This is a genomic window from Haliscomenobacter sp. (genome assembly GCF_041740695.1).
Taxonomy (GTDB): domain Bacteria; phylum Bacteroidota; class Bacteroidia; order Chitinophagales; family Saprospiraceae; genus Haliscomenobacter.
Window position 1 is genome coordinate 66551 of the sequence record NZ_JBGSLK010000079.1, and the last position, 18605, is coordinate 85155.

The window sequence follows — 18605 nt, forward strand, 5'->3', positions numbered from 1 at the left end:
CGCTTTTCACTTTTAACTCATCTTCACCACCTGCGTTGGCTCCATCGTTTCGTTTCGAATGGCTACTTGGCGGGCAACGTTTTTGGCCAGGTTCAAAAAAGCTTCGCGTGAAATGGGGTCTTCTTCATCTAGAATGATGGGACGACCACCGTCACCCGCTTCGCGGATGCCTTGCACCAAGGGGATTTGCCCCAAAAGCACCGTATTGTTGATGACCGCCAGTTTTTTGCCACCACCCTGACCAAAGATCAGGTACTTGTGGTCGGGCAACTCCTTGGGGGTAAACCAGGACATGTTTTCCACTACACCCAAAATAGGTACTGCTACTCCTGGAAGTTGGAACATGTTGGCCGCTTTTACGGCGTCGATGATGGCCACTTCTTGTGGGGTTGTCACAATGACCGAGCCGGTCACGGGTACCGTTTGTACAAGGGTCAATTGCACGTCGCCTGTGCCAGGAGGCAAGTCAACGATCAGATAGTCCAATTCCGGCCAAAGGCAATCGTTGAAAAACTGTTTGATGATGCCCGCCAAACGAGGGCCACGCAGGACAACTGCTTGTTCGGGCTCAATGATGAACCCAATCGACATCAGGGCAATCCCGTAGGCTTCCAGAGGAACCATCTTGGGTTGGCCGTACACATCGCGTACCTTGGGGCGTTGGCCTTGCAAACCAAACATGGTCGGAACCGAAGGGCCGTAAATGTCGGCATCAACTAAACCTACTCTTGCACCTAGCATCTTTAAACCCAGCGCTAAATTGGCGGCAACCGTTGATTTTCCAACGCCACCTTTACCCGAGGCTACCGCGATGACATTGCGCACTTGCGGCAAACTACTCGTTGGCTGCTTCGTCTCAGTTGCGCGCGACATCATGTGAACGTGCACACTGACTCCTGGGTAAACTTCGGCTATCGCGGCTTGACAGGCAAAATTGAGTTCAGACTTGTGTTGGGCATTGATGGAAGCCAATTCGAGGGTAAAACTGATGGAATCCCCTTCGATCGCCAAATCACGCACCATATTGGCTGTAATCAAATCCTGACCAGTAACCGGGTCACTTACTTTGGCCAAAGCCCTGACAACAGTGGATGTATCTATCGACATTTCTTGAAAAGCATTAACGAACACAAAAGTAAAACAATTCACGGCAAAAAAGAGTTTTTGAAATACTCTTTCCCACTTGCGCTTTGCACATTACCTTTGCACACCATGAGAGTTCACCGCGACCTTAACGAACTGCCAGACTTCAGCAACGCCGTAATTACCATTGGTTCTTTTGATGGCGTGCACGAGGGGCACCAGAGCATTATTGAGCAAGTAAAGCAAATTGCCTCACAGCAGAAGGGCGAAAGTGTTGTCATCACTTTTCATCCTCATCCCCGTTCTATTGTATTTCCCAAAGACACTTCGCTGCGCCTGATCACCACTACGGAGGAAAAGATCAGTCTGTTTGAACGTTACGAGGTAGACCATTTGGTAGTCGTTCCTTTTACCGTGGAGTTCTCCCAACTGAGTGCTGATGAGTACATTGAGAAGTTTTTGGTGGAAAAATTCCATCCAAAATGCATCGTCATTGGCTACGATCACCGTTTTGGGTTGAGCCGACAAGGCGACATCAACTATTTGCGCTGGCACAGCCAACGTTTTGGTTACGAAGTGATTGAAATTGAGCCACGCCAGGTGGATGACATGACAGTGAGCTCCACCAAAATCCGCAATGCGCTGGAAAATTGTGCGGTAAAATCCGCTGCTCAACTAATGGGGCATTACTTTCCGCTGTTGGGAACCGTGGTGAAAGGGCAACAAATTGGGCGGACCATTGGCTTTCCCACCGCCAATATTGAAATCAACGACCGCTTTAAATTGATCCCGCCAGACGGTATTTACGCCGTGAAACTCTGGATCAATGGCAATGAGCAGCGGGGGATGTTGTACATCGGCACCCGACCTACTTTGCCCCAATACCACAACCGTACCATCGAAGTCAATATTTTTGATTTTGACCAGGACATTTACGGCCAAAAAGTTACACTAGAACTAGTTGATTTTATCCGCCATGATCAGAAATTTGATCATTTGATCGAGCTAACCAAACAGTTGGAAAAAGATCGGATTGCTGTAGAAAAGGTACTTCTGGCGGCCAACGATGATGATTTTTTGCCAATGGATCATTTTCCCAAGGTTGCAGTGGTCATTCTGAATTACAATGGTCGGGATTATTTGGAGCGCTTTTTGCCCATTTTGCTCAAAAGTACCTATCCCAATTTGGAGCTGATCATTGCCGACAATGCTTCAACGGATGACTCCATTGCGTTTTTGGAGGAGCATTATCCGCAGTTGCGTCTGATTGAGCTACCTGAAAACTATGGTTACGCAGGCGGTTACAACGAAGCGCTACGCCAGGTAAGCGGTGTAGACTATTATGTGCTGCTCAATTCAGACATCGAAGTTTCCCCCAACTGGGTTGAACCCATCATCCAAATCATGGAAAAAGACCAAAATATTGGTGCTGCCCAGCCCAAAATTTTGTCTTTTGACCAAAGAGATACCTTTGAATATGCTGGTGCTGCGGGCGGCTGGTTGGATACCCTTGGTTATCCTTTTTGTCGGGGCCGGATTTTTGCCCATACTGAAAAAGATGAGGGCCAATACAATACCACTCAGGAGATTTTTTGGGCCACTGGGGCGGCCATGTTCATCCGGGCCGAACTGTTTCACAAAATCGGCGGCTTCGATGCAGATTATTTTGCTCATGCCGAAGAAATTGACCTCTGCTGGCGCTTAAAAAGGGCGGGCTACAAAATTGTGGTGCGTCCACAATCGGTGGTTTACCACGTGGGTGGTGGAACCCTTTCCTACAATACGCCCCGCAAAACCTACCTCAATTTCCGCAATACCCTTTTTACCATCTACAAAAACGAAACTTTTGGTAAATTGCTCTGGCTCTTGCCTTTGCGACTGGGAATGGACGGTTTGGCCGCAGTTTTGTTTTTGTCGCAGGGTCGTCTGGATCACATTCAAGCCATTGTGCAGGCACATTGGAGTTTTTTTCCACAATTAAAAGCATTGCGCCACAAACGCCGGGAAGCAGCCCAACGGGTTGCCGATTGTCGCATTCAGGCCGAAAACACGCAGGGGCGTTATAGTCGATCCATCGCGATGGACTATTATGGTCGCCGTAAACGCCACTTTGAAGACTTATGAAAGCAAATCCGCTGAAGATTATTTTTGTTGACGAACACATCATCGTGTCTGAAAAACCCTCCGGGATGTTGAGCATTCCCGATCGTTTTGATCTGACCAAGCCCAATGTGTACCACGAGTTGGAGGCCGAGTTTGGACAAGTGTGGATCGTACACCGCATTGACCGGGAAACAAGTGGCATTTTGGTCTTTGCCCGCAACGAAGATGCCCACCGGGCACTCAACCAACAGTTTTTGGACCGCACCGTAGAGAAAATATACCTGGCTCTGGTGGAAGGTCGCCCCGCGCCACCGACGGGGGAAATCAACAAGGCGATTGCTCCACACCCCAGCATTCTGGGCAAAATGATCGCGAGTGGAAAAGGAAAATCGGCGCTGACTTACTACAAAGTGGTGGATACGTACAAAGCTTATTCAGTAGTAGAGGCCGACATCAAAACGGGGCGCACGCACCAAATCCGGGTTCACTTTGCCACCATCGGCCACCCACTGGCTGTTGACCCCATGTATGGCAAACGAGACGCATTCTACCTCTCCGAAGTGAAAATGCGCAATTTTAATCTGAAGAAAACCCAGGAAGAGGAGCGCCCGCTGGTCAGTCGCCTGACCTTACACGCGCACAAACTCACACTGGATCATCCGGCTACAGGCGAACGAATGGTGTTTACTTGTGAATTGCCGAAGGATTTTCGGGCGCTGCTGAGCCAGTTGGATAAGTGGGGGCGGTAAAAAAATGAACCATGCAGGGCAATGATAAATCTACTTTGTTAAAAACCAGCCTCGGCCTTACCCTCCTCGCTGGCCTATTCTTCCTGCCCTTTTTAGGAGGCGTTCACCTTTTTGACTGGGACGAAATCAATTTTGCGGAGATCAGCCGGGAAATGCTGATTTCCAAAAACTACCTGCGCCCATTGATCAATTATGAGCCGTTTTGGGAAAAACCGCCGCTGTTCATCTGGATGCAAGCGCTGGCCATACAAATATTTGGGGTAGGGGAGTACGCGGCCCGCTTTCCCAATGCCATTTGTGGGGTCTTGACCTTGTTGGTGATCTATCGCATTGGGGCCAAACTACATCACCACCGAATGGGCTTGCTCTGGGCCCTGAGTTATTTCGGTTCGGTTTTGCCCTTTCTATATTTTAAGTCGGGCATCATTGATCCCTGGTTCAACTTGTTCATTTTTCTGGGTTTGTATTGCCTGATTTTATTTTATTGGAAAAAAGAACAGCAGGTGATCGAGCTACCCTGGAACAAATGGAGCTACCTCATCGTAGGTGGCTTGCTCCTGGGCATGGCCATTTTGACCAAAGGCCCGGCGGCTTACCTGATCACTGGCTTGACTTTGGGTGTGTATTGGGTGTACAAACGTTTCCGTTTTTACATCAATGTGCCTCAGTTTGTGCTTTTTACCATTGCTGCTTTTTTGATCACTGGGCTGTGGTTTGGCATCGAAACGATCAAAAATGGGCCCTGGTTCATCACTGAATTTACGCGGTACCAATACCGACTGTTCAGCACACCCGACGCTGGGCATGGCGGATTCCCGGGGTATCACTTTGTAGTTTTATTGTTGGGCTGTTTTCCGGCTTCGATTTTTGCCATTCGGGCATTTTTCAAATTGCCGGAAGCAGAACGGGAAGTGCAGGTGGATTTCCGACGCTGGATGAAATTTTTGTTTTGGGTGGTACTCATCTTGTTCACCATCGTCAAATCTAAAATTGTCCACTATTCTTCACTGGCTTATTTCCCTTTGACTTATCTGGCGGCGCTGAGTGTGGAGAACATCATTGCGGGCAAAATCCCTTTTAATCGTGGGCTTAAAATTGGTTTGTGGGGCATTGCTGGCTTGTACATCCTCATCATTGTGGCCTTGCCTTGGTTGGGACAACGCCCGGAACTGCTACAAACCTTCATGGACAAAGATCCCTTTGCTTACGCCAACATGGAGGCTCAGGTGCGCTGGACGGGCTGGGAATTTTGGCCGGGTTTGTTTTTGCTGATGGCCTTGGTTGCTTTTTTCATTTTGCTCCGCCAAAAGGGGGGGCAAGTGGCTTTCCCCACGCTGTTCCTTTGCACGGGCTGCTTCGTCTTTTTTACCCTGATCACCTTTATCAAACGGGTAGAAGGCTATTCCCAACGGGCCGCCATCGAGTTTTATCAAAGTAAAATTGGGGAAGATTGTTACGTATGGACTTATGGCTACAAGTCCTACGCTCACTTGTTTTATACCCGCAAGCAACCTGTGCAAAACCCGAAGAGTTATGAACAAAATTGGTTGTTGCAAGGCGAGGTGGATAAAACCACTTATGTTGTTTGTAAAATCAACAAGGTAGAGGAGTTAGAGGCTTTGGGGACGTTGAAGGAAGTAGGGCGGAAGAATGGGTTTGTGTTTTTTGAACGAAAAGAACAGTGATCATTTTGAGGGTTTTTTAATCCTTGTCAATATCCTACCAATCGGCTATCTTTGCCCCCGAAATTCAACAAAAGCATGATCCAATTCAAGCAGCACCGGCCATTTTTTGGCACATCATCCAGTTCCTGGATGTTGCTGCTGCTCAGTTTGTATTTTTCCTGGATCTGCCCGGCGGAGCTTGCTACCCGCCCTTGTTGCTACGACACCGTATTGGTAGCACAAAAGCCAAGCGAAGTACTTGGTCGCTTTTATCAATGTAGTTTAGCCGCTGGCAAAAGCAGTAAAACCAGCGCCTATCTCCCCATTTTTTCATTTCAAAATGCCCTTGATTGCTTTCAGGTTCAAATCAAAACGAGCTGGCATCAACGCCGTCAACTGCAAAATTTGTTACCCGCTCCTTCCATTTTTAGTCAGCTCCAAATACACCTTCCCCGCAGCGCGGCCTCCTGTTGATGCGCATTTTTAATTGCTGCACAAGCACTGATCTCAGGTGCATTTTTTAATTCATTATCTTGATTTATGCAAAAGAAATGGCTCAAAGCCCTGCGCTTAGTGGGTTTGGCTTTGTTGATTGTATTGGCTGTGCTGGGCGTTGGGCTCAGCGGAGCGGCTGTGGCCTTACAAACCCGAAAACGTGCGGAAGACCCCGAAATTAAAATCGAATTGGTCGAGCCCAAAAGGGATGAAAAAGAGGGTGTGAAACAACTGGAAATCAATAAACCCTAGGCTTTAATATTCAAAAAAATCTGCTTATTTTCAGCAATAACCTTAATTTCGTTGAACTTTCGACCCATTTTTTAACCTAAACACCTAAGCCATGCCTTATACCCTAAGAACACGGAATACCACCCTTGCGATCGTATTATTGATCGCCCTGAGTGCCTGTAGCATCAAATACCGCTACACCAAGGCCCTCAACGACGCGGCTCAACCCAGTGCCAGCAAAATCAGCAATGCCTTAACCAAAATCAGTCAGGATGCACCAACCCTGAAGTGGAAAACCATCAATGGCGAAAAATACGTGCTGGTTTCTTCCTGGAAAGCGGATGCGAAGTACTACAAGAACGACGACAAAACAGGATTTTACAATACGGGCAAATACCCGATTTGGGTAACCGTGGCACCCGACTTACAAAACTGGCTGGCCGCTCAAAAGAAAGTAGGCGACCCCGAAAAACGCCTCAAACAATTGCTGGGCTTGCCCCCCAATGCGGATAAAAAAATCTTCGTAGAGTTTTGGGTACGCCCTCAAGACTTGATCCGCCCGTGCATTGATACCGAAGTGAATGACTCAGCCTGTGATTTGTACCTGAAGAATCCAGCTGATGCCAATGCCGAGAATTTGCTTTGGCTCCTGGAACAGGCCCGTCAATCCTTTGCCGATTCCACCTTGTACAATCGGTACCCCTTCACCCAATTGGGCTATACTTATGATTGGAATCCCCAGAACAAAAGCCACATCGGGCTCAGTGAATTTGTGATTGGCAAAAACAAAAACATCGTGGTGGGTGAGGTGTTTCCTAATTCTGATTACTTAGTACAGAAGTAGGTTATAAATCAAGCGTCGTAGACGCATATTTCTTAGGTGAACCCTAAGGTGTCTTAGGTGGTGAAAAGAAAAAAAACCCTGCGGAGCAGGGCCCGTATTTCACCACCTTAGACACCTTAGTTCACCTTAAGGGGTCACCTAAGAAAGGTTTACAGACCTTTCAAATATTCCAACAAGGCTTTACGTTCCTCCGCATCAAGCTGATCCCCATAAGTATGACCACCATTGCCATAACCAAGCAGCGTCGTATTGTACGTTTCTTTGTCGTTTGCCTTGGCCTCTACACTATATTTCCAGCCTACTTTGTTCAGGTCGTAGTCTTTGTCTTCAAAACTGCGCTTCCAAAACTTTGGTCGAAGCTTACTATCCAGCAAAGTCTCCAGATCTGGTACCGAACCATTGTGCAAATACGGCGCTGTAGCCCAAACTCCATCCAAAGGTGGGGCCACATAGCCCCGTGAAGGTTTGGCCTCCGAGCGTGGATTGGATTGTGCGTACCAACTTTGGTTGTACCAATTGCTGAATGCGATGTTTTCCATAAAATAATTGGCATAAGCCGAATCAGTGCCCACTTTTTTTAGCTCCACCAATAGGTTGGGATATTGCGCCTCTTGCCCGTAACGTCCGTGACAAGCCTGGCAATTTTGCGCATAAATCCTCCGGCCTTTTGCAGCTGTGGGCACATCGATTTCGCCGGGGTATTTCGGCGCTTCCAGGTTTTGCAACCAGGCCATCACATCCTTAAAATTGGTGTTCATCTGGCGAGCAGTGGCGGTATCTTCTACCGCTACGACGGACACCTGCATCAGCAATTTGGTAAAATCGCCGCGCCCCATGCCGTTGTAGTACAGCGCGTATTTCTTTTTGGCCAACCACAATGGCGGCACATCCGAGCCAATAGATATTTTGGGAATGGCATAAGTAGTTTGCCCATCATTCCAGTTCAAATTTGCCGCCTGCCGATGTGCTACACTGGCTTGCTCCAGTGCGAAGGCCGGATTGATGCCCCGAAAGGGCAGTACAATGTAAGGTGATATGGCTTTGCCCCCACGCATAAATGGCTCAAAAGCCTTCCATTCTTCCGATTTTTTGCCATACTTGTTGCGGATTCCCAAGGCCACCAGATTGAACAAAGTACCGGTGTTTTTGGTGAAATCCAGGGTGCTATTGCCCAAACCTGGAATGAATTGCCCATTCACTTTCCCAGAATGGCAAGCAAAACAGGTCAAGCCACTCGCAATTTGTACACCAGCAGCATTGGTGTAGGCATTAAACGCTGGGGGAAGTTGGGCATTTGGCCCTTCTCTTTGCAGCAAGTTTTCGTTGTCCAGATTTCTTTTGAACGCAGTGTAGGTAGCTAAGGGGATTCCGCCGCCAATAAAATCACCATAACGCAGATAATCCCAACCTTTGGCCGGGTCGCCCTCGTTGGTTTGTACGTTCGTCGGTAAAAGAGAGGTGCCAACCGGAATTTCTGGGTCAGTTGCAACTATCCATTCATCTTTGTAAAAGTTGAACAGCAAAAGTGCCAGAATGGAAAACAAGTAAAGTTGGCGTTTGGTAGACATCGGACATTGTTTTGAACTTGTTTCACAACACAGCAATAATCCCGAATGTTTTTACTTTCTTTAAGCGTGTTGTGGAAAGTAGCTCACTGATCCAAAAATCAAAGCAATTAAGTATGAAACAAATGTACCGCGTCACCATTTTTTTGTTGATCATCAGTACCTTTGCTTGCAAACGAGACAACAAGCCTACGATCACCATGATAGATGTGAAAAAACTGCCTTTACGCGGCGAAAAAGGATTCAACGCCATTGTTGAAGTGCCTGCTGGCACCAACCGCAAATTGGAAATTCAGCCCGATGGGCAATTTGTAGCCGAACAAGTGGAAGGTAAAGCACGGGTGGTCAATTTTTTACCCTATCCGGGCAATTACGGGTTCATTCCTTCCACCCTCATGGACGAAGCCCGCGGCGGCGACGGCGATGCACTGGATGTCATCATCATCGCAGAAACCGTAGCAGTAGGCACGGTACAGGAATTCATTCCTATCGCGGTGTTGAAGATGATTGACGAAGGCGAAAACGACACTAAAATCATCGGGGTACCCGCAGATCCAGCTTTGCGGGTCATCCGTGCAACCAATTTTGAGCAATTTTTGTTAGAGTACGACGCAGCCAAACGCATCATCGAAACCTGGTTTGTGCATTACCAAGGTTATGGAACGGTGCAAGTGTTAGGCTGGGAAGACGAAAAAGCAGCGCTTGCAGAAATTGAAAAATGGGTACTCTAATTCGCCTGTAAAAATGACCATACTCTGGTTAGTAACCTCTGCGTTCAACCATGCTCGATAACTCAAATCACCCGAATTCTTCGCCCATGAACACCTCTGACACCCTGGAGTCACCCCAACGTTGTACCATTCAGTCTATGTTTCATCCCTTTAAACCCAAATCCTTTCCTTTTGGGAAAAAAGTTGCAGCCGAAGGGTATGAATGGATGTACACTGATCGCATTCAGCAGGTTGAAGCACAGTGGTTGGCTTCGGACAATTTGTACGTACAGCCCCACTACCTACAGGCTTTGGAAGACGCAAAAACTACGGGCCTGGACTTTCGATACCTGTTGATGTTTAAAAATGGCCAACCGATTGGGGGGATCACCCTCCAACTACTTACCGTCAGCGCTGCACACAGCATTCGTTCCTTGCGCCAGGGTGAAATCAGAGACTTTTGGGACCGACTCAAATTCCTGCTAGCCAGTTGGGGCAAGTACCGCTTCATGATTTGGGGGAACATGTTTTTGACCGGGCAATACAACCAATGGTGGAAAGCACCCGAAGATGAAATCCCCGCCCTGCAAAGCGCCACACTGAAGGTGTTGAACTGCATCGCCCGCCAGGAAAAAATCCAAATCCTGATGGCTCGGGACTGTTTTGAGCGGGATCAACCGCTGGAGAATGCGGGCTACCACGCCATCGATTTTCAGCCCAACATGTGTATGGACTTATCCAAAGACTGGAAATCCTTTGAAGATTACCTCAATGCGATGAGCTCTAAATACCGCGTACGGGCACGGCGAGCCTTCAAAAAAACGGAAGGAATCATTTTTAAAGAATTGGATTTGCGGCAAATTGAATTGTTTGCGGATGACTTAAATACACTGCACCATTCGGTCGTTGAACAGGCGGATTTTAACATGTTGTGGGCTGGCAAAAATTATTTTGTTCAACTCAAGGAGCAACTAGGCGCTGATTTTTGCCTGACGGCTTGTTTTGAAAAGGAGCGTTTATTGGGTTTTTATACCACCATTCGCAATGGAAAAGAGCTGGATGCCAATTTTTTAGGCTTTGATCCAAAAGCCAATCGGGAGTACCAGTTATATTTGGCTATGTTGTACAAAATGATAGAACAGGCGATTGTTTTGCGCTGCGAAAAAATTTGTTTTGCGCGTACTGCCTTGGAAATCAAAAGTTCGGTGGGTGCCCTGGCACAGAAAACTTATATCTACCTCAAACACACCAACCCTCTGCTCAATTATATTTTGCCAACTGCCGTTCGTTTTGGAGAACCAAAAGAAGAATGGGTGCCGCGCCATCCCTTTCGAGAGGACTAAGCACTTGTTTAATTTTCGATCTGAACATGAATGGTGTCACCTGGTGCTCCAGATGGCAAAGTCAAAAAGCGGCGCATTTCAGGCAGGGTATCCTCTGGGGACAATACCTGCAAAATTACCGGTGGATTGCGCAGGTCGGCGCGTCTTTGTTCTTCGATGGATACGCCAATCAGGACAGGGCCAACAATGGCGAGCAACAACAAAAAAAACAGTACAACCTGCGTAGAGATGCGCAAGGCCACTTTATTCCAACGATCATGAGTATCCAAGCGGCGTGATAAACGTCGCCATACACTGGGCCCAGGGCGTTCTTGCACCTTGGAGGCCTGCTGTCGAAACAACTCGCTGAGATCTCTATGTGGTGTCATGGCTTGGTAGTTATTTTTACTGGGGCTTCCACTTCTTCTTCTTCCACTTCTTCTTCAACATCGAACAGTTCGATACCGGGGTAGCGAATTTGTTCGAGCAAGGTTTTGAGTCGCTTTTTGGCCAAAATCAATTGTGACTTGGAGGTATTGATGCTAATGCCCATGATTTGGGCAATTTCGCGGTGCTTGTAGCCTTCCAATACGTACAAGTTGAATACAGTACGGTAGCCGATTGGAAGGATGTCGATGAGGTTCAAAATATCCCGGGCGACCAAGTCTTGCAAAGCGGAGGTCGTAACGGGAATGTCCACTTCGGAAAGTTCCAACATCTGACTAAAATTGACCCTCTTGCGCAGCGCCATCAAGGATTCATTGACCACGATGCGGCGAATCCACCCTTCAAAACTGCCTTCTCCTTTGTATTGCTCAATGTTGGTGAGTACTTTAAAAAACGCTTCAATCAGCACATCCTCGGCATCTTCTTGAGTTTTAACATAACGCTTGCACACGCCAAACATGTTGGGTGCAAAGCGGTCGTACAAGGCTTGCTGAGCCCTCCGTTCACGCAGACGACAGGCATTGATGAGATCTTTTTCGCTCACAAAAAGCAGTTTAGAGCTGGTTTGATTTTTTTGTTTTGCTACAAATGGCCTAATTTAAGGTGAATTTCGTTCCAAAAATGCTCATTTAGCGCTGCTAAACTCCGCTTTTCGTGCCTCATTCACCTTAAATTAGCCTTATTTTCGCTTAAAACAAAAAAATTAAACCAGCTCTTAGCCAAGGAAGAATATATACTAGATGCAATTTACACTGTTTTTTGGCGTGAACAATGAAAAAAATATTTGCAATTTATTTTTTGTTTTTATATTTTTACAAACAAATAGATTTATAATTCAAGCCCTAACCAGGGTTTGTTTTTCTGGTTGGAAAACAATAAATTTGAGGAAAATGCAGACCATGCAATCATCCGCGATTAAAAAGGAAAAAGTTTTCTACCCGGAATCAGATGGTCAACCGATGGCAGAAAACACCTTACAATACGAATGGATCGTCCTCATCAAACAGGGGCTCGAATCCATATTCCTCAATCGCGATGACGTGTTTATTGCCGCTGACCTGTTTTGGTACCCGGTAGAAGGGGAGAATACCATCCGTTTGGCTCCTGATGTATTGGTAGCCCTAGGGCGCCCCAAAGGGAAACGTGGTTCCTACAAACAGTGGAAAGAAGCAAACATTGCTCCACAAGTCGTGTTTGAAATCCTTTCGCCGAGCAATCGACCACTTGAAATGAGCCGCAAGCTACAGTTTTATGAACAATACGGTGTTTTGGAATACTATATCTACGACCCTGAGAACTTCAGTTTTAGTGCTTGTGTGCGGAAAGATACTCAAAGTGCGCTGGTTGATGTGAGCGAAGCAGAGTGGGGTAATTGTACGAGCCCTCTTTTGGGCATCAGTTTCTATTGGGATGGCGAGACAGCGCTGGAGATTAAAGACCCTCAGGGGAAGCCTTTTTTGGCTTATCAGGAATGGATTGAATTGCAATCAAGAGCGAAGACCATGGAATTGGAACTCGAAGCTGAAAAACGCCATGCCGAAATCCTAGCCCAAAAACTCCGTGAACTCGGCATCAACCCCGATGAATTAAGCACTTAATAATTTTCAAAAACGCACAAATTATCCTTGTTTTTGCCGATATTTGCCCTCCAAAATTGGCAAAAACACTCCAATGGACTACAAAAACGGCCATTTCCTGCTCGGCGGGGCCATCAACCCACTAAAGCTGGTAGAAAAATACGGTTCACCACTTTATGTCTACGAAGCAGACATCATTGAGCGGCAATACAATCGCCTCAAAGCTGCCTTTCAGGTAGAAAAACTCAAAATCAGTTACGCGTGTAAAGCGCTGACCAATATCTCCATCCTAAAGTTCATCAAACAATTGGGCAGCACCGTCGATTGTGTGTCCATTCAGGAAGTCCAAATGGCCATGCGGGCGGGCTTCGAGCCAGTAAATATCCTGTATACGCCCAGTGGTGTGAGTTTCAGCGAAATTGAAGAAGCCGTTACTCTGGGGGTACGCATCAATCTGGACAACATCCCTACCATCGAACGTTTTGGCGAAGCCTATCCACACATCCCCATTTGTGTGCGCATCAATCCCCACATCATGGCGGGAGGCAACCTCAAAACCTCGGTGGGGCACATCGACTCCAAGTTTGGCATTTCCTACACCCAAATGCCATTGGTACGTGGAATTCTGGAAAGCACCGGGATGAAATTGGAGGGTTTGCACATGCACACGGGTTCGGACATCCTGAATCCTGATGCATTCCTAGCAGGAGCCGATGTATTGCTTACCCTGGCTAAAGAATTCCCCGATCTAGACTACATCGATTTTGGCAGCGGCTTCAAAGTGCCCTACAAACCCAACGATCTGGAAACCAACATCGAGGAATTGGGTGAAAAACTGTCGGCCAAATTCAATACTTTCTGTGCAGAATACGGTCGCCCTTTGACCATGATTTTTGAACCTGGTAAGTTTTTGGTGAGTGAAGCAGGATCGTTTTTGGTCACCGTAAATGTGGTCAAACACGGCGAAACGACCGTGTTCGCTGGCGTTGATTCAGGGCTCAACCACCTGATTCGCCCGATGTTTTACGATTCCTACCACCGCATCAGCAACATTTCCAACCCCGAAGGCAAAAAACAGCCTTACAACGTGGTAGGTTACATCTGCGAAACCGATACTTTTGCTACCAACCGGGAAATCCCGGAGATCGCCATCGGCGACGTCCTGTGTTTGCACAATGCTGGGGCCTACTGCTATTCGATGGCTTCCAATTACAATTCGCGCCTCCGCCCAGCTGAAGTTTTGATTCATCAGGGAAAAGATTACCTGATTCGGGAACGCGAAACCATCGAAGACTTGTTTAAGCATCAAATTGACGTATTTTAATCCTATAACTATGTCCTTGTCCACACGTTACACCCCACAAGAGATTGAAGGCAAGTGGTATCAACACTGGCTCGATCAGCGGTATTTTCATTCCGAACCCGATGACCGTGAGCCATTTACCGTCGTGATTCCACCTCCCAACGTCACCGGGGTGCTGCACATGGGGCATATGCTCAACAATACGATTCAGGACATCCTGATCCGCAAAGCGCGTTTGGATGGCAAAAATGCCTGTTGGGTACCAGGTACCGACCATGCTTCTATTGCAACCGAAGCCAAAGTGGTCCAACAACTGCGCGCACAAGGCATCCGCAAAACCGACATTGGCCGCGATCAATTCCTCAAACACGCTTTTGACTGGAAAGACAAATACGGTGGCATCATCCTCGACCAGCTCAAACGCCTGGGCGCTTCCTGCGATTGGGAACGCACCCGTTTTACGATGGAAGACAGCCTGTCGGAAGCCGTAATTCGCGTTTTTGTAGACTTGCACAAAAAAGGTCGCATCTACCGGGGTCTGCGTATGACCAATTGGGACCCTGAGGCCAAAACGGTATTGTCCAACGAAGAGGTGATTTACAGTGAGGAAAACTCCCAATTGTACCACCTTCGTTACCCTTTGGAAGGTGACCCCAGCCAAGGCATCATCATTGCAACCCAACGCCCCGAGACCATCATGGCCGACGTGGCTATTGCGGTTCACCCGGAAGACGAGCGCTTCCAACACCTGATCGGCAAAAAAGTACTAATTCCCTTGATTGATCGGGCTATTCCGATCATCGCCGATACCTATGTCGATCGTGAATTTGGAACGGGTGCCTTAAAAATCACCCCCGCGCACGACCAAAATGACCACGAAATCGGGCAACGTTACAAACTGCCCGTGATTGATATCCTCACCGAAGACGCCAAACTCAATGAGCAGGCGCAAATCCTGATTGGTGAAGACCGCTTTGTAGCCCGCAAGAAAATCCGCAAAATGCTGGAGGAATCCGGGCACTTGATCAAGCTGGAAGACTACCGCACCAAAATTGGCCGCTCCGAGCGCACCAATTCAGTGGTTGAACCCCGCTTGACCTTGCAGTGGTTTGTGGACATGAAAAAATTCGCCCACTCGGCCCTGGAAGCGGTACGCAGTGGCGAAGTGAAGTTTTATCCAGAGCATTTCTGGAACATGTACAACTCCTGGCTCAACGAAGCTAATGTCCGAGACTGGTGTATTTCCCGCCAATTGTGGTGGGGTCAGCGTGTACCGGCCTGGTATTTGGCCGGAGAAAGAATGGGGGAGGAGAGCCACATTTTTGTGGCGGATACTGCCGATGAGGCTTTGGCGCAAGCGCGTACAGCTACGGGCAATGCCAATTTGAGCATCAGCGACTTGCGGCAAGACGAAGACGTAGTGGACACCTGGTTTTCTTCCTGGCTTTGGCCGATTTCGGTATTTGACGGCTTCAAATCGCAGGAAGAGCTGCAATACTATTACCCGACCAGTGTATTGGTAACGGGTTGGGACATCATGTTCTTTTGGGTAGCGCGCATGATCATGTCGGGTTACGAATGGGCACCTGAATTGATGCCAGAGGTGGTGAAAACCAAAGGGGCAATGCCCTTCAAAGGGGTCTATTTCACAGGGATGGTACGCGACAACCAGCGCCGCAAAATGAGCAAATCCCTGGGTAACTCTCCAGATGCACTGGCGCTGTTGGACAATTACGGCGCCGATGGGGTACGTTTTGGGATGCTTTCAAGTGCGGCGGCGGGGAACGACATTATTTTTGATGCACCTTTTGATCCGGTGACCAAAGCAATCCTCAACGAAAGTAAACTCTGCGAACAAGGCCGCAATTTCTGCAACAAACTGTGGAATGCCCTGCGCCTGATCCAGGGCTGGGAGGTAACAGAAAAAGCGGTTGATGCCGAAACTGCGCAGATCAATAGTCTGGCCGCCAAATGGATGGAGCAACGTTTCAACCAAACCTTGACCCAACTGGAAGGTATGTACACCGATTACCGCCTTTCCGAAGCGCTAATGACCCTTTACAAGTTCATCTGGGACGATTTCTGTGCCTGGTACCTGGAAATGATCAAACCCGCCTACGAGGCACCGATCGACCGCCAGACTTTGGAGGAAAGCATCAATCTGCTAGAGCGTATGATGACTTTGCTGCACCCCTTCATGCCGTTTATCACCGAAGAAATTTGGCACCAATTGCGTGAACGGGCGGCAGGTGACGACTGTGTAATCAGCAAATATCCGCAGGCGGCGACTTTTGATGCTGCTTTTATTGAAAAAATTGAATTGGCCAAAGGAATAGTATCGGGCATCCGGGATGTACGCAACAACAATGGCCTGAAGCAAAAGGAGTTACTCAAAGTATTCGCACAAGATACCGCTAGCAATCATACCCTGCTGGAAATTGACGGCTTACTGCCGATGGTGGTTAAAATGGCCAGCCTGGAAAGTCTGGAAATCACCAGCACCGAAATCAGCAACGGCGTAGCCTTTCTGGTGGGCAACGAAAAATTCTTCGTTGAACTGGAAATTGCCATCGACGTAGAAGAGGAGCGCAAACGCCTGCAAAAGGAACTGGAATACTACCAGGGCTTTGTGAAGTCGGTACAAAATAAACTCAGCAATGAGAAGTTTGTGAGCGGTGCTCCGGCTGAGGTGGTAAACAAGGAAAAGCAGAAATTGGCCGATGGGGAAATGAAGATGAAGAATTTGGCGGAGGAGCTGGCGAAGTTGGGGTAGGGGTTTAACAGTCAGTATGTAACTTTGGTGACTCTTCGGTGTCTAAGGTCTGTCAATTACCCACAAAACCGACAAATCAGGAATTGTGGTTAAAGAACCAAGAAGTTCATTGAGGTAATGTAATGTAAGCAAAACAAAAATGTATTTTTTTGCTGGATGAAAGCGGCAAAAAAATATAGTACATCCAGCTTGGGAGATAAGCGACTGGAAGTTCGGTATCGAAGCGTCATCCGTCAGTTGAGTGCACAAATGAATGCGACGGTACCCCAAGCGAACCTGGACTGGAAAGCGATCAAAGGCACCTATCGGCTATGGGATAACGAAAAGGTGACACCGGAGGGACAGTTAGCGCTTCATTTCCAAGAGGATATCAGTAGTTTACTACAAAGCAAGGAGGTGAAAGAGAGGGTTTTGCAAATTAGCGATACGGTTGAGTTGAACTACACCCGCCACCGTTGCGCTAAACATCTTGGTCCTCTGAAATACATCAAACATCGGGGTCTGCATTTGCATAATAGCCTTTTGGTGAGCGAACAAGGCCAGCCTATGGGGGTATTGAAGCAAACTTTTCATATCCGTAAGGACGAGAAACTGGGCAAAAGCGCAGAGCGTCTCCACGAACCAATTCAAGATAAGGAAAGCGCACGCTGGCTTGATCACTTTGATTGCGGGCAAACTTTTAGCCAAACCCAAGGACTTGAGGTGGTTTATGTTGCAGATCGAGAAGCTGATATTCTAGAGTTGTTTGCTGAGCGATCAGCTCCTGGGATGCATTTTTTGATCCGCTCCAACCATGATCGCAAACTGTGCGATGGCGAGAGCAATTTAGGCCCGACCGTTGATACTTGGGCTTCTCAAGGCACCTACCAAACTCAGGTATTTTGTTCAACAAGCAAAAAGTGGCGTACGGCTAAGCTGGAAATAAGATTTGGTGGCCTTGTAGTAAAATTGAAAAACCCTTTGCCTCATAAGCAACACCTCCCTCCAATTGCCTTAAATGTGGTAGATATCCGGGAAGTCTCAGCCAATCAAGATCAGGAACATACCATCCATTGGCGATTATTGACTTCTTTAGATGTGCAATCCTTCCAGGATGCCGTCCAGATTTGTCGCTACTACGTATTAAGATGGATCATCGAACGCTTCCATTTTATTTTAAAGAGTGGTGGTGCTTCGGTTGAAAAACTTCAATTAGCTTTACCTCATCGACTCAAAAATGCCATCACTACCTACAGTATTGCCGCCATGGATGCGCTACAACTACGATACTACTGCGATACCGACCCAGATCAAACCATTGATCAAATCGGTATCGATGACCTAAGCTATAAGGTCCTTTATACCTATGCCGAAAAACGACTAAATCTCGACGTCCGCTATGACCCCGAAAGTCCCCCAAGTGTCAAGCAGTTTTGCATAACCTTGGGCCGAATCGGGGGCTTTTTGCCCTCTAAACGACAACCCGTACCGGGTATCATCATCTTGACCAGAGCTCTGGAAAGACTCAAAACTCTTGTTGATGCTTACATTACATTCTCTCAATGAACTTCTTTTCCATTACCCCAAATCTATTTTGAGGTTTTGTGGGTAATCGACAGAGCTTAAACCTGCTAAATGGAACCCATAATCTGGTTGTTTCCGTAGTATCACTTGGAGAAATTCGTGCCATTGCCAAACGAAATAAGTGGGGCGAGAAAAAGATTAAAGCAGTAGAAAACCTCATCGACGGTTTTTTGATC

At 47.5% G+C, this 18605-nt stretch carries 16 protein-coding genes; 12 read left to right on the forward strand and 4 right to left on the reverse strand.

Annotation, left to right across the window (positions count from 1 at the left end):
- Positions 1-12: 12 nt before the first annotated feature.
- Positions 13-1107 (reverse strand): Mrp/NBP35 family ATP-binding protein, encoded by a 1095-nt coding sequence (locus ACEW9O_RS16420; RefSeq protein WP_373551267.1) that lies wholly within the window; start codon positions 1105-1107, stop codon positions 13-15.
- A 105-nt stretch (positions 1108-1212) separates the two neighbouring features.
- Between ACEW9O_RS16420 and ACEW9O_RS16425 the strand changes: the two genes are divergently transcribed.
- The 6 genes from ACEW9O_RS16425 (at position 1213) to ACEW9O_RS16450 (ending at position 7169) form a co-directional block, all read left to right on the forward strand.
- Positions 1213-3207 carry a bifunctional riboflavin kinase/FAD synthetase gene (locus ACEW9O_RS16425; RefSeq protein WP_373551268.1) on the forward strand — a complete coding sequence of 665 codons (1995 nt, stop codon included), beginning with the start codon at positions 1213-1215 and terminating at the stop codon, positions 3205-3207.
- On the forward strand, positions 3204-3935 hold the full coding sequence (locus tag ACEW9O_RS16430; protein WP_373551269.1) for an RluA family pseudouridine synthase: 732 nt from the start codon (positions 3204-3206) through the stop codon (positions 3933-3935). The genes ACEW9O_RS16425 and ACEW9O_RS16430 overlap by 4 nt, the downstream gene beginning before the upstream one ends.
- A gap of 11 nt (positions 3936-3946) precedes the next feature.
- A complete protein-coding gene (locus ACEW9O_RS16435; protein WP_373551270.1) occupies positions 3947-5620 on the forward strand; it encodes an ArnT family glycosyltransferase in 1674 nt (557 codons plus the stop codon).
- 75 nt (positions 5621-5695) lie between these two features.
- Positions 5696-6073, forward strand: coding sequence for a hypothetical protein (locus ACEW9O_RS16440; protein WP_373551271.1), 378 nt, complete (start codon positions 5696-5698; stop codon positions 6071-6073).
- A 66-nt stretch (positions 6074-6139) separates the two neighbouring features.
- Positions 6140-6346: a hypothetical protein gene (locus ACEW9O_RS16445; protein ID WP_373551272.1), complete on the forward strand. Its 207-nt coding sequence runs from the start codon at positions 6140-6142 to the stop codon at positions 6344-6346.
- Between the two features lie 91 nt (positions 6347-6437).
- Complete coding sequence (locus ACEW9O_RS16450) at positions 6438-7169, forward strand: hypothetical protein (protein WP_373551273.1); 732 nt, start codon at positions 6438-6440, stop codon at positions 7167-7169.
- A 149-nt stretch (positions 7170-7318) separates the two neighbouring features.
- Here the strand turns inward: ACEW9O_RS16450 and ACEW9O_RS16455 are convergent, their stop codons facing one another.
- Entirely contained in the window at positions 7319-8737 is a 1419-nt protein-coding gene (locus tag ACEW9O_RS16455; protein ID WP_373551274.1) for a c-type cytochrome, read from the reverse strand.
- Positions 8738-8850: 113 nt separating this feature from the next.
- Here ACEW9O_RS16455 and ACEW9O_RS16460 point away from each other — a divergent pair, with 113 nt between their 5' ends.
- The gene (locus tag ACEW9O_RS16460; protein ID WP_373551275.1) at positions 8851-9465 is read left to right on the forward strand and encodes an inorganic diphosphatase; all 615 of its coding nucleotides are present in this window, start codon (positions 8851-8853) and stop codon (positions 9463-9465) included.
- Positions 9466-9551: 86 nt separating this feature from the next.
- A complete protein-coding gene (locus ACEW9O_RS16465; RefSeq protein WP_373551276.1) occupies positions 9552-10787 on the forward strand; it encodes a hypothetical protein in 1236 nt (411 codons plus the stop codon).
- An 8-nt stretch (positions 10788-10795) separates the two neighbouring features.
- Here the strand turns inward: ACEW9O_RS16465 and ACEW9O_RS16470 are convergent, their stop codons facing one another.
- A complete protein-coding gene (locus ACEW9O_RS16470) occupies positions 10796-11155 on the reverse strand; it encodes a hypothetical protein (protein ID WP_373551277.1) in 360 nt (119 codons plus the stop codon).
- Positions 11152-11757, reverse strand: coding sequence for an RNA polymerase sigma factor (locus ACEW9O_RS16475; RefSeq protein WP_373551278.1), 606 nt, complete (start codon positions 11755-11757; stop codon positions 11152-11154). Before ACEW9O_RS16475 ends, ACEW9O_RS16470 begins: the two co-directional genes overlap by 4 nt.
- A gap of 355 nt (positions 11758-12112) precedes the next feature.
- Between ACEW9O_RS16475 and ACEW9O_RS16480 the strand changes: the two genes are divergently transcribed.
- From ACEW9O_RS16480 to ACEW9O_RS16495, 4 genes are all read left to right on the forward strand, one after another.
- Entirely contained in the window at positions 12113-12811 is a 699-nt protein-coding gene (locus ACEW9O_RS16480; protein WP_373551279.1) for a Uma2 family endonuclease, read from the forward strand.
- A gap of 73 nt (positions 12812-12884) precedes the next feature.
- A complete protein-coding gene (gene lysA / locus ACEW9O_RS16485; protein WP_373551280.1) occupies positions 12885-14114 on the forward strand; it encodes a diaminopimelate decarboxylase in 1230 nt (409 codons plus the stop codon).
- A 10-nt stretch (positions 14115-14124) separates the two neighbouring features.
- Positions 14125-16866 (forward strand): valine--tRNA ligase, encoded by a 2742-nt coding sequence (locus ACEW9O_RS16490; protein WP_373551281.1) that lies wholly within the window; start codon positions 14125-14127, stop codon positions 16864-16866.
- Between the two features lie 156 nt (positions 16867-17022).
- Positions 17023-18411 carry an IS4 family transposase gene (locus ACEW9O_RS16495; protein ID WP_373551282.1) on the forward strand — a complete coding sequence of 463 codons (1389 nt, stop codon included), beginning with the start codon at positions 17023-17025 and terminating at the stop codon, positions 18409-18411.
- The last annotated feature ends 194 nt before the right edge of the window (positions 18412-18605 follow it).

Coding starts and splice junctions, on each gene's coding strand:
- ACEW9O_RS16420 (WP_373551267.1), bottom strand. CDS start 1,107: ATGTCGATAGATACATCCACTGTTGTCAGGGCTTTGGCCAAAGTAAGT.
- ACEW9O_RS16455 (WP_373551274.1), bottom strand. CDS start 8,737: ATGTCTACCAAACGCCAACTTTACTTGTTTTCCATTCTGGCACTTTTG.
- ACEW9O_RS16440 (WP_373551271.1), top strand. CDS start 5,696: ATGATCCAATTCAAGCAGCACCGGCCATTTTTTGGCACATCATCCAGT.
- ACEW9O_RS16430 (WP_373551269.1), top strand. CDS start 3,204: ATGAAAGCAAATCCGCTGAAGATTATTTTTGTTGACGAACACATCATC.
- ACEW9O_RS16480 (WP_373551279.1), top strand. CDS start 12,113: ATGCAATCATCCGCGATTAAAAAGGAAAAAGTTTTCTACCCGGAATCA.
- ACEW9O_RS16460 (WP_373551275.1), top strand. CDS start 8,851: ATGAAACAAATGTACCGCGTCACCATTTTTTTGTTGATCATCAGTACC.
- ACEW9O_RS16435 (WP_373551270.1), top strand. CDS start 3,947: ATGCAGGGCAATGATAAATCTACTTTGTTAAAAACCAGCCTCGGCCTT.
- ACEW9O_RS16465 (WP_373551276.1), top strand. CDS start 9,552: ATGAACACCTCTGACACCCTGGAGTCACCCCAACGTTGTACCATTCAG.
- ACEW9O_RS16470 (WP_373551277.1), bottom strand. CDS start 11,155: ATGACACCACATAGAGATCTCAGCGAGTTGTTTCGACAGCAGGCCTCC.
- ACEW9O_RS16490 (WP_373551281.1), top strand. CDS start 14,125: ATGTCCTTGTCCACACGTTACACCCCACAAGAGATTGAAGGCAAGTGG.
- ACEW9O_RS16445 (WP_373551272.1), top strand. CDS start 6,140: ATGCAAAAGAAATGGCTCAAAGCCCTGCGCTTAGTGGGTTTGGCTTTG.
- ACEW9O_RS16495 (WP_373551282.1), top strand. CDS start 17,023: ATGAAAGCGGCAAAAAAATATAGTACATCCAGCTTGGGAGATAAGCGA.
- lysA (WP_373551280.1), top strand. CDS start 12,885: ATGGACTACAAAAACGGCCATTTCCTGCTCGGCGGGGCCATCAACCCA.
- ACEW9O_RS16450 (WP_373551273.1), top strand. CDS start 6,438: ATGCCTTATACCCTAAGAACACGGAATACCACCCTTGCGATCGTATTA.
- ACEW9O_RS16425 (WP_373551268.1), top strand. CDS start 1,213: ATGAGAGTTCACCGCGACCTTAACGAACTGCCAGACTTCAGCAACGCC.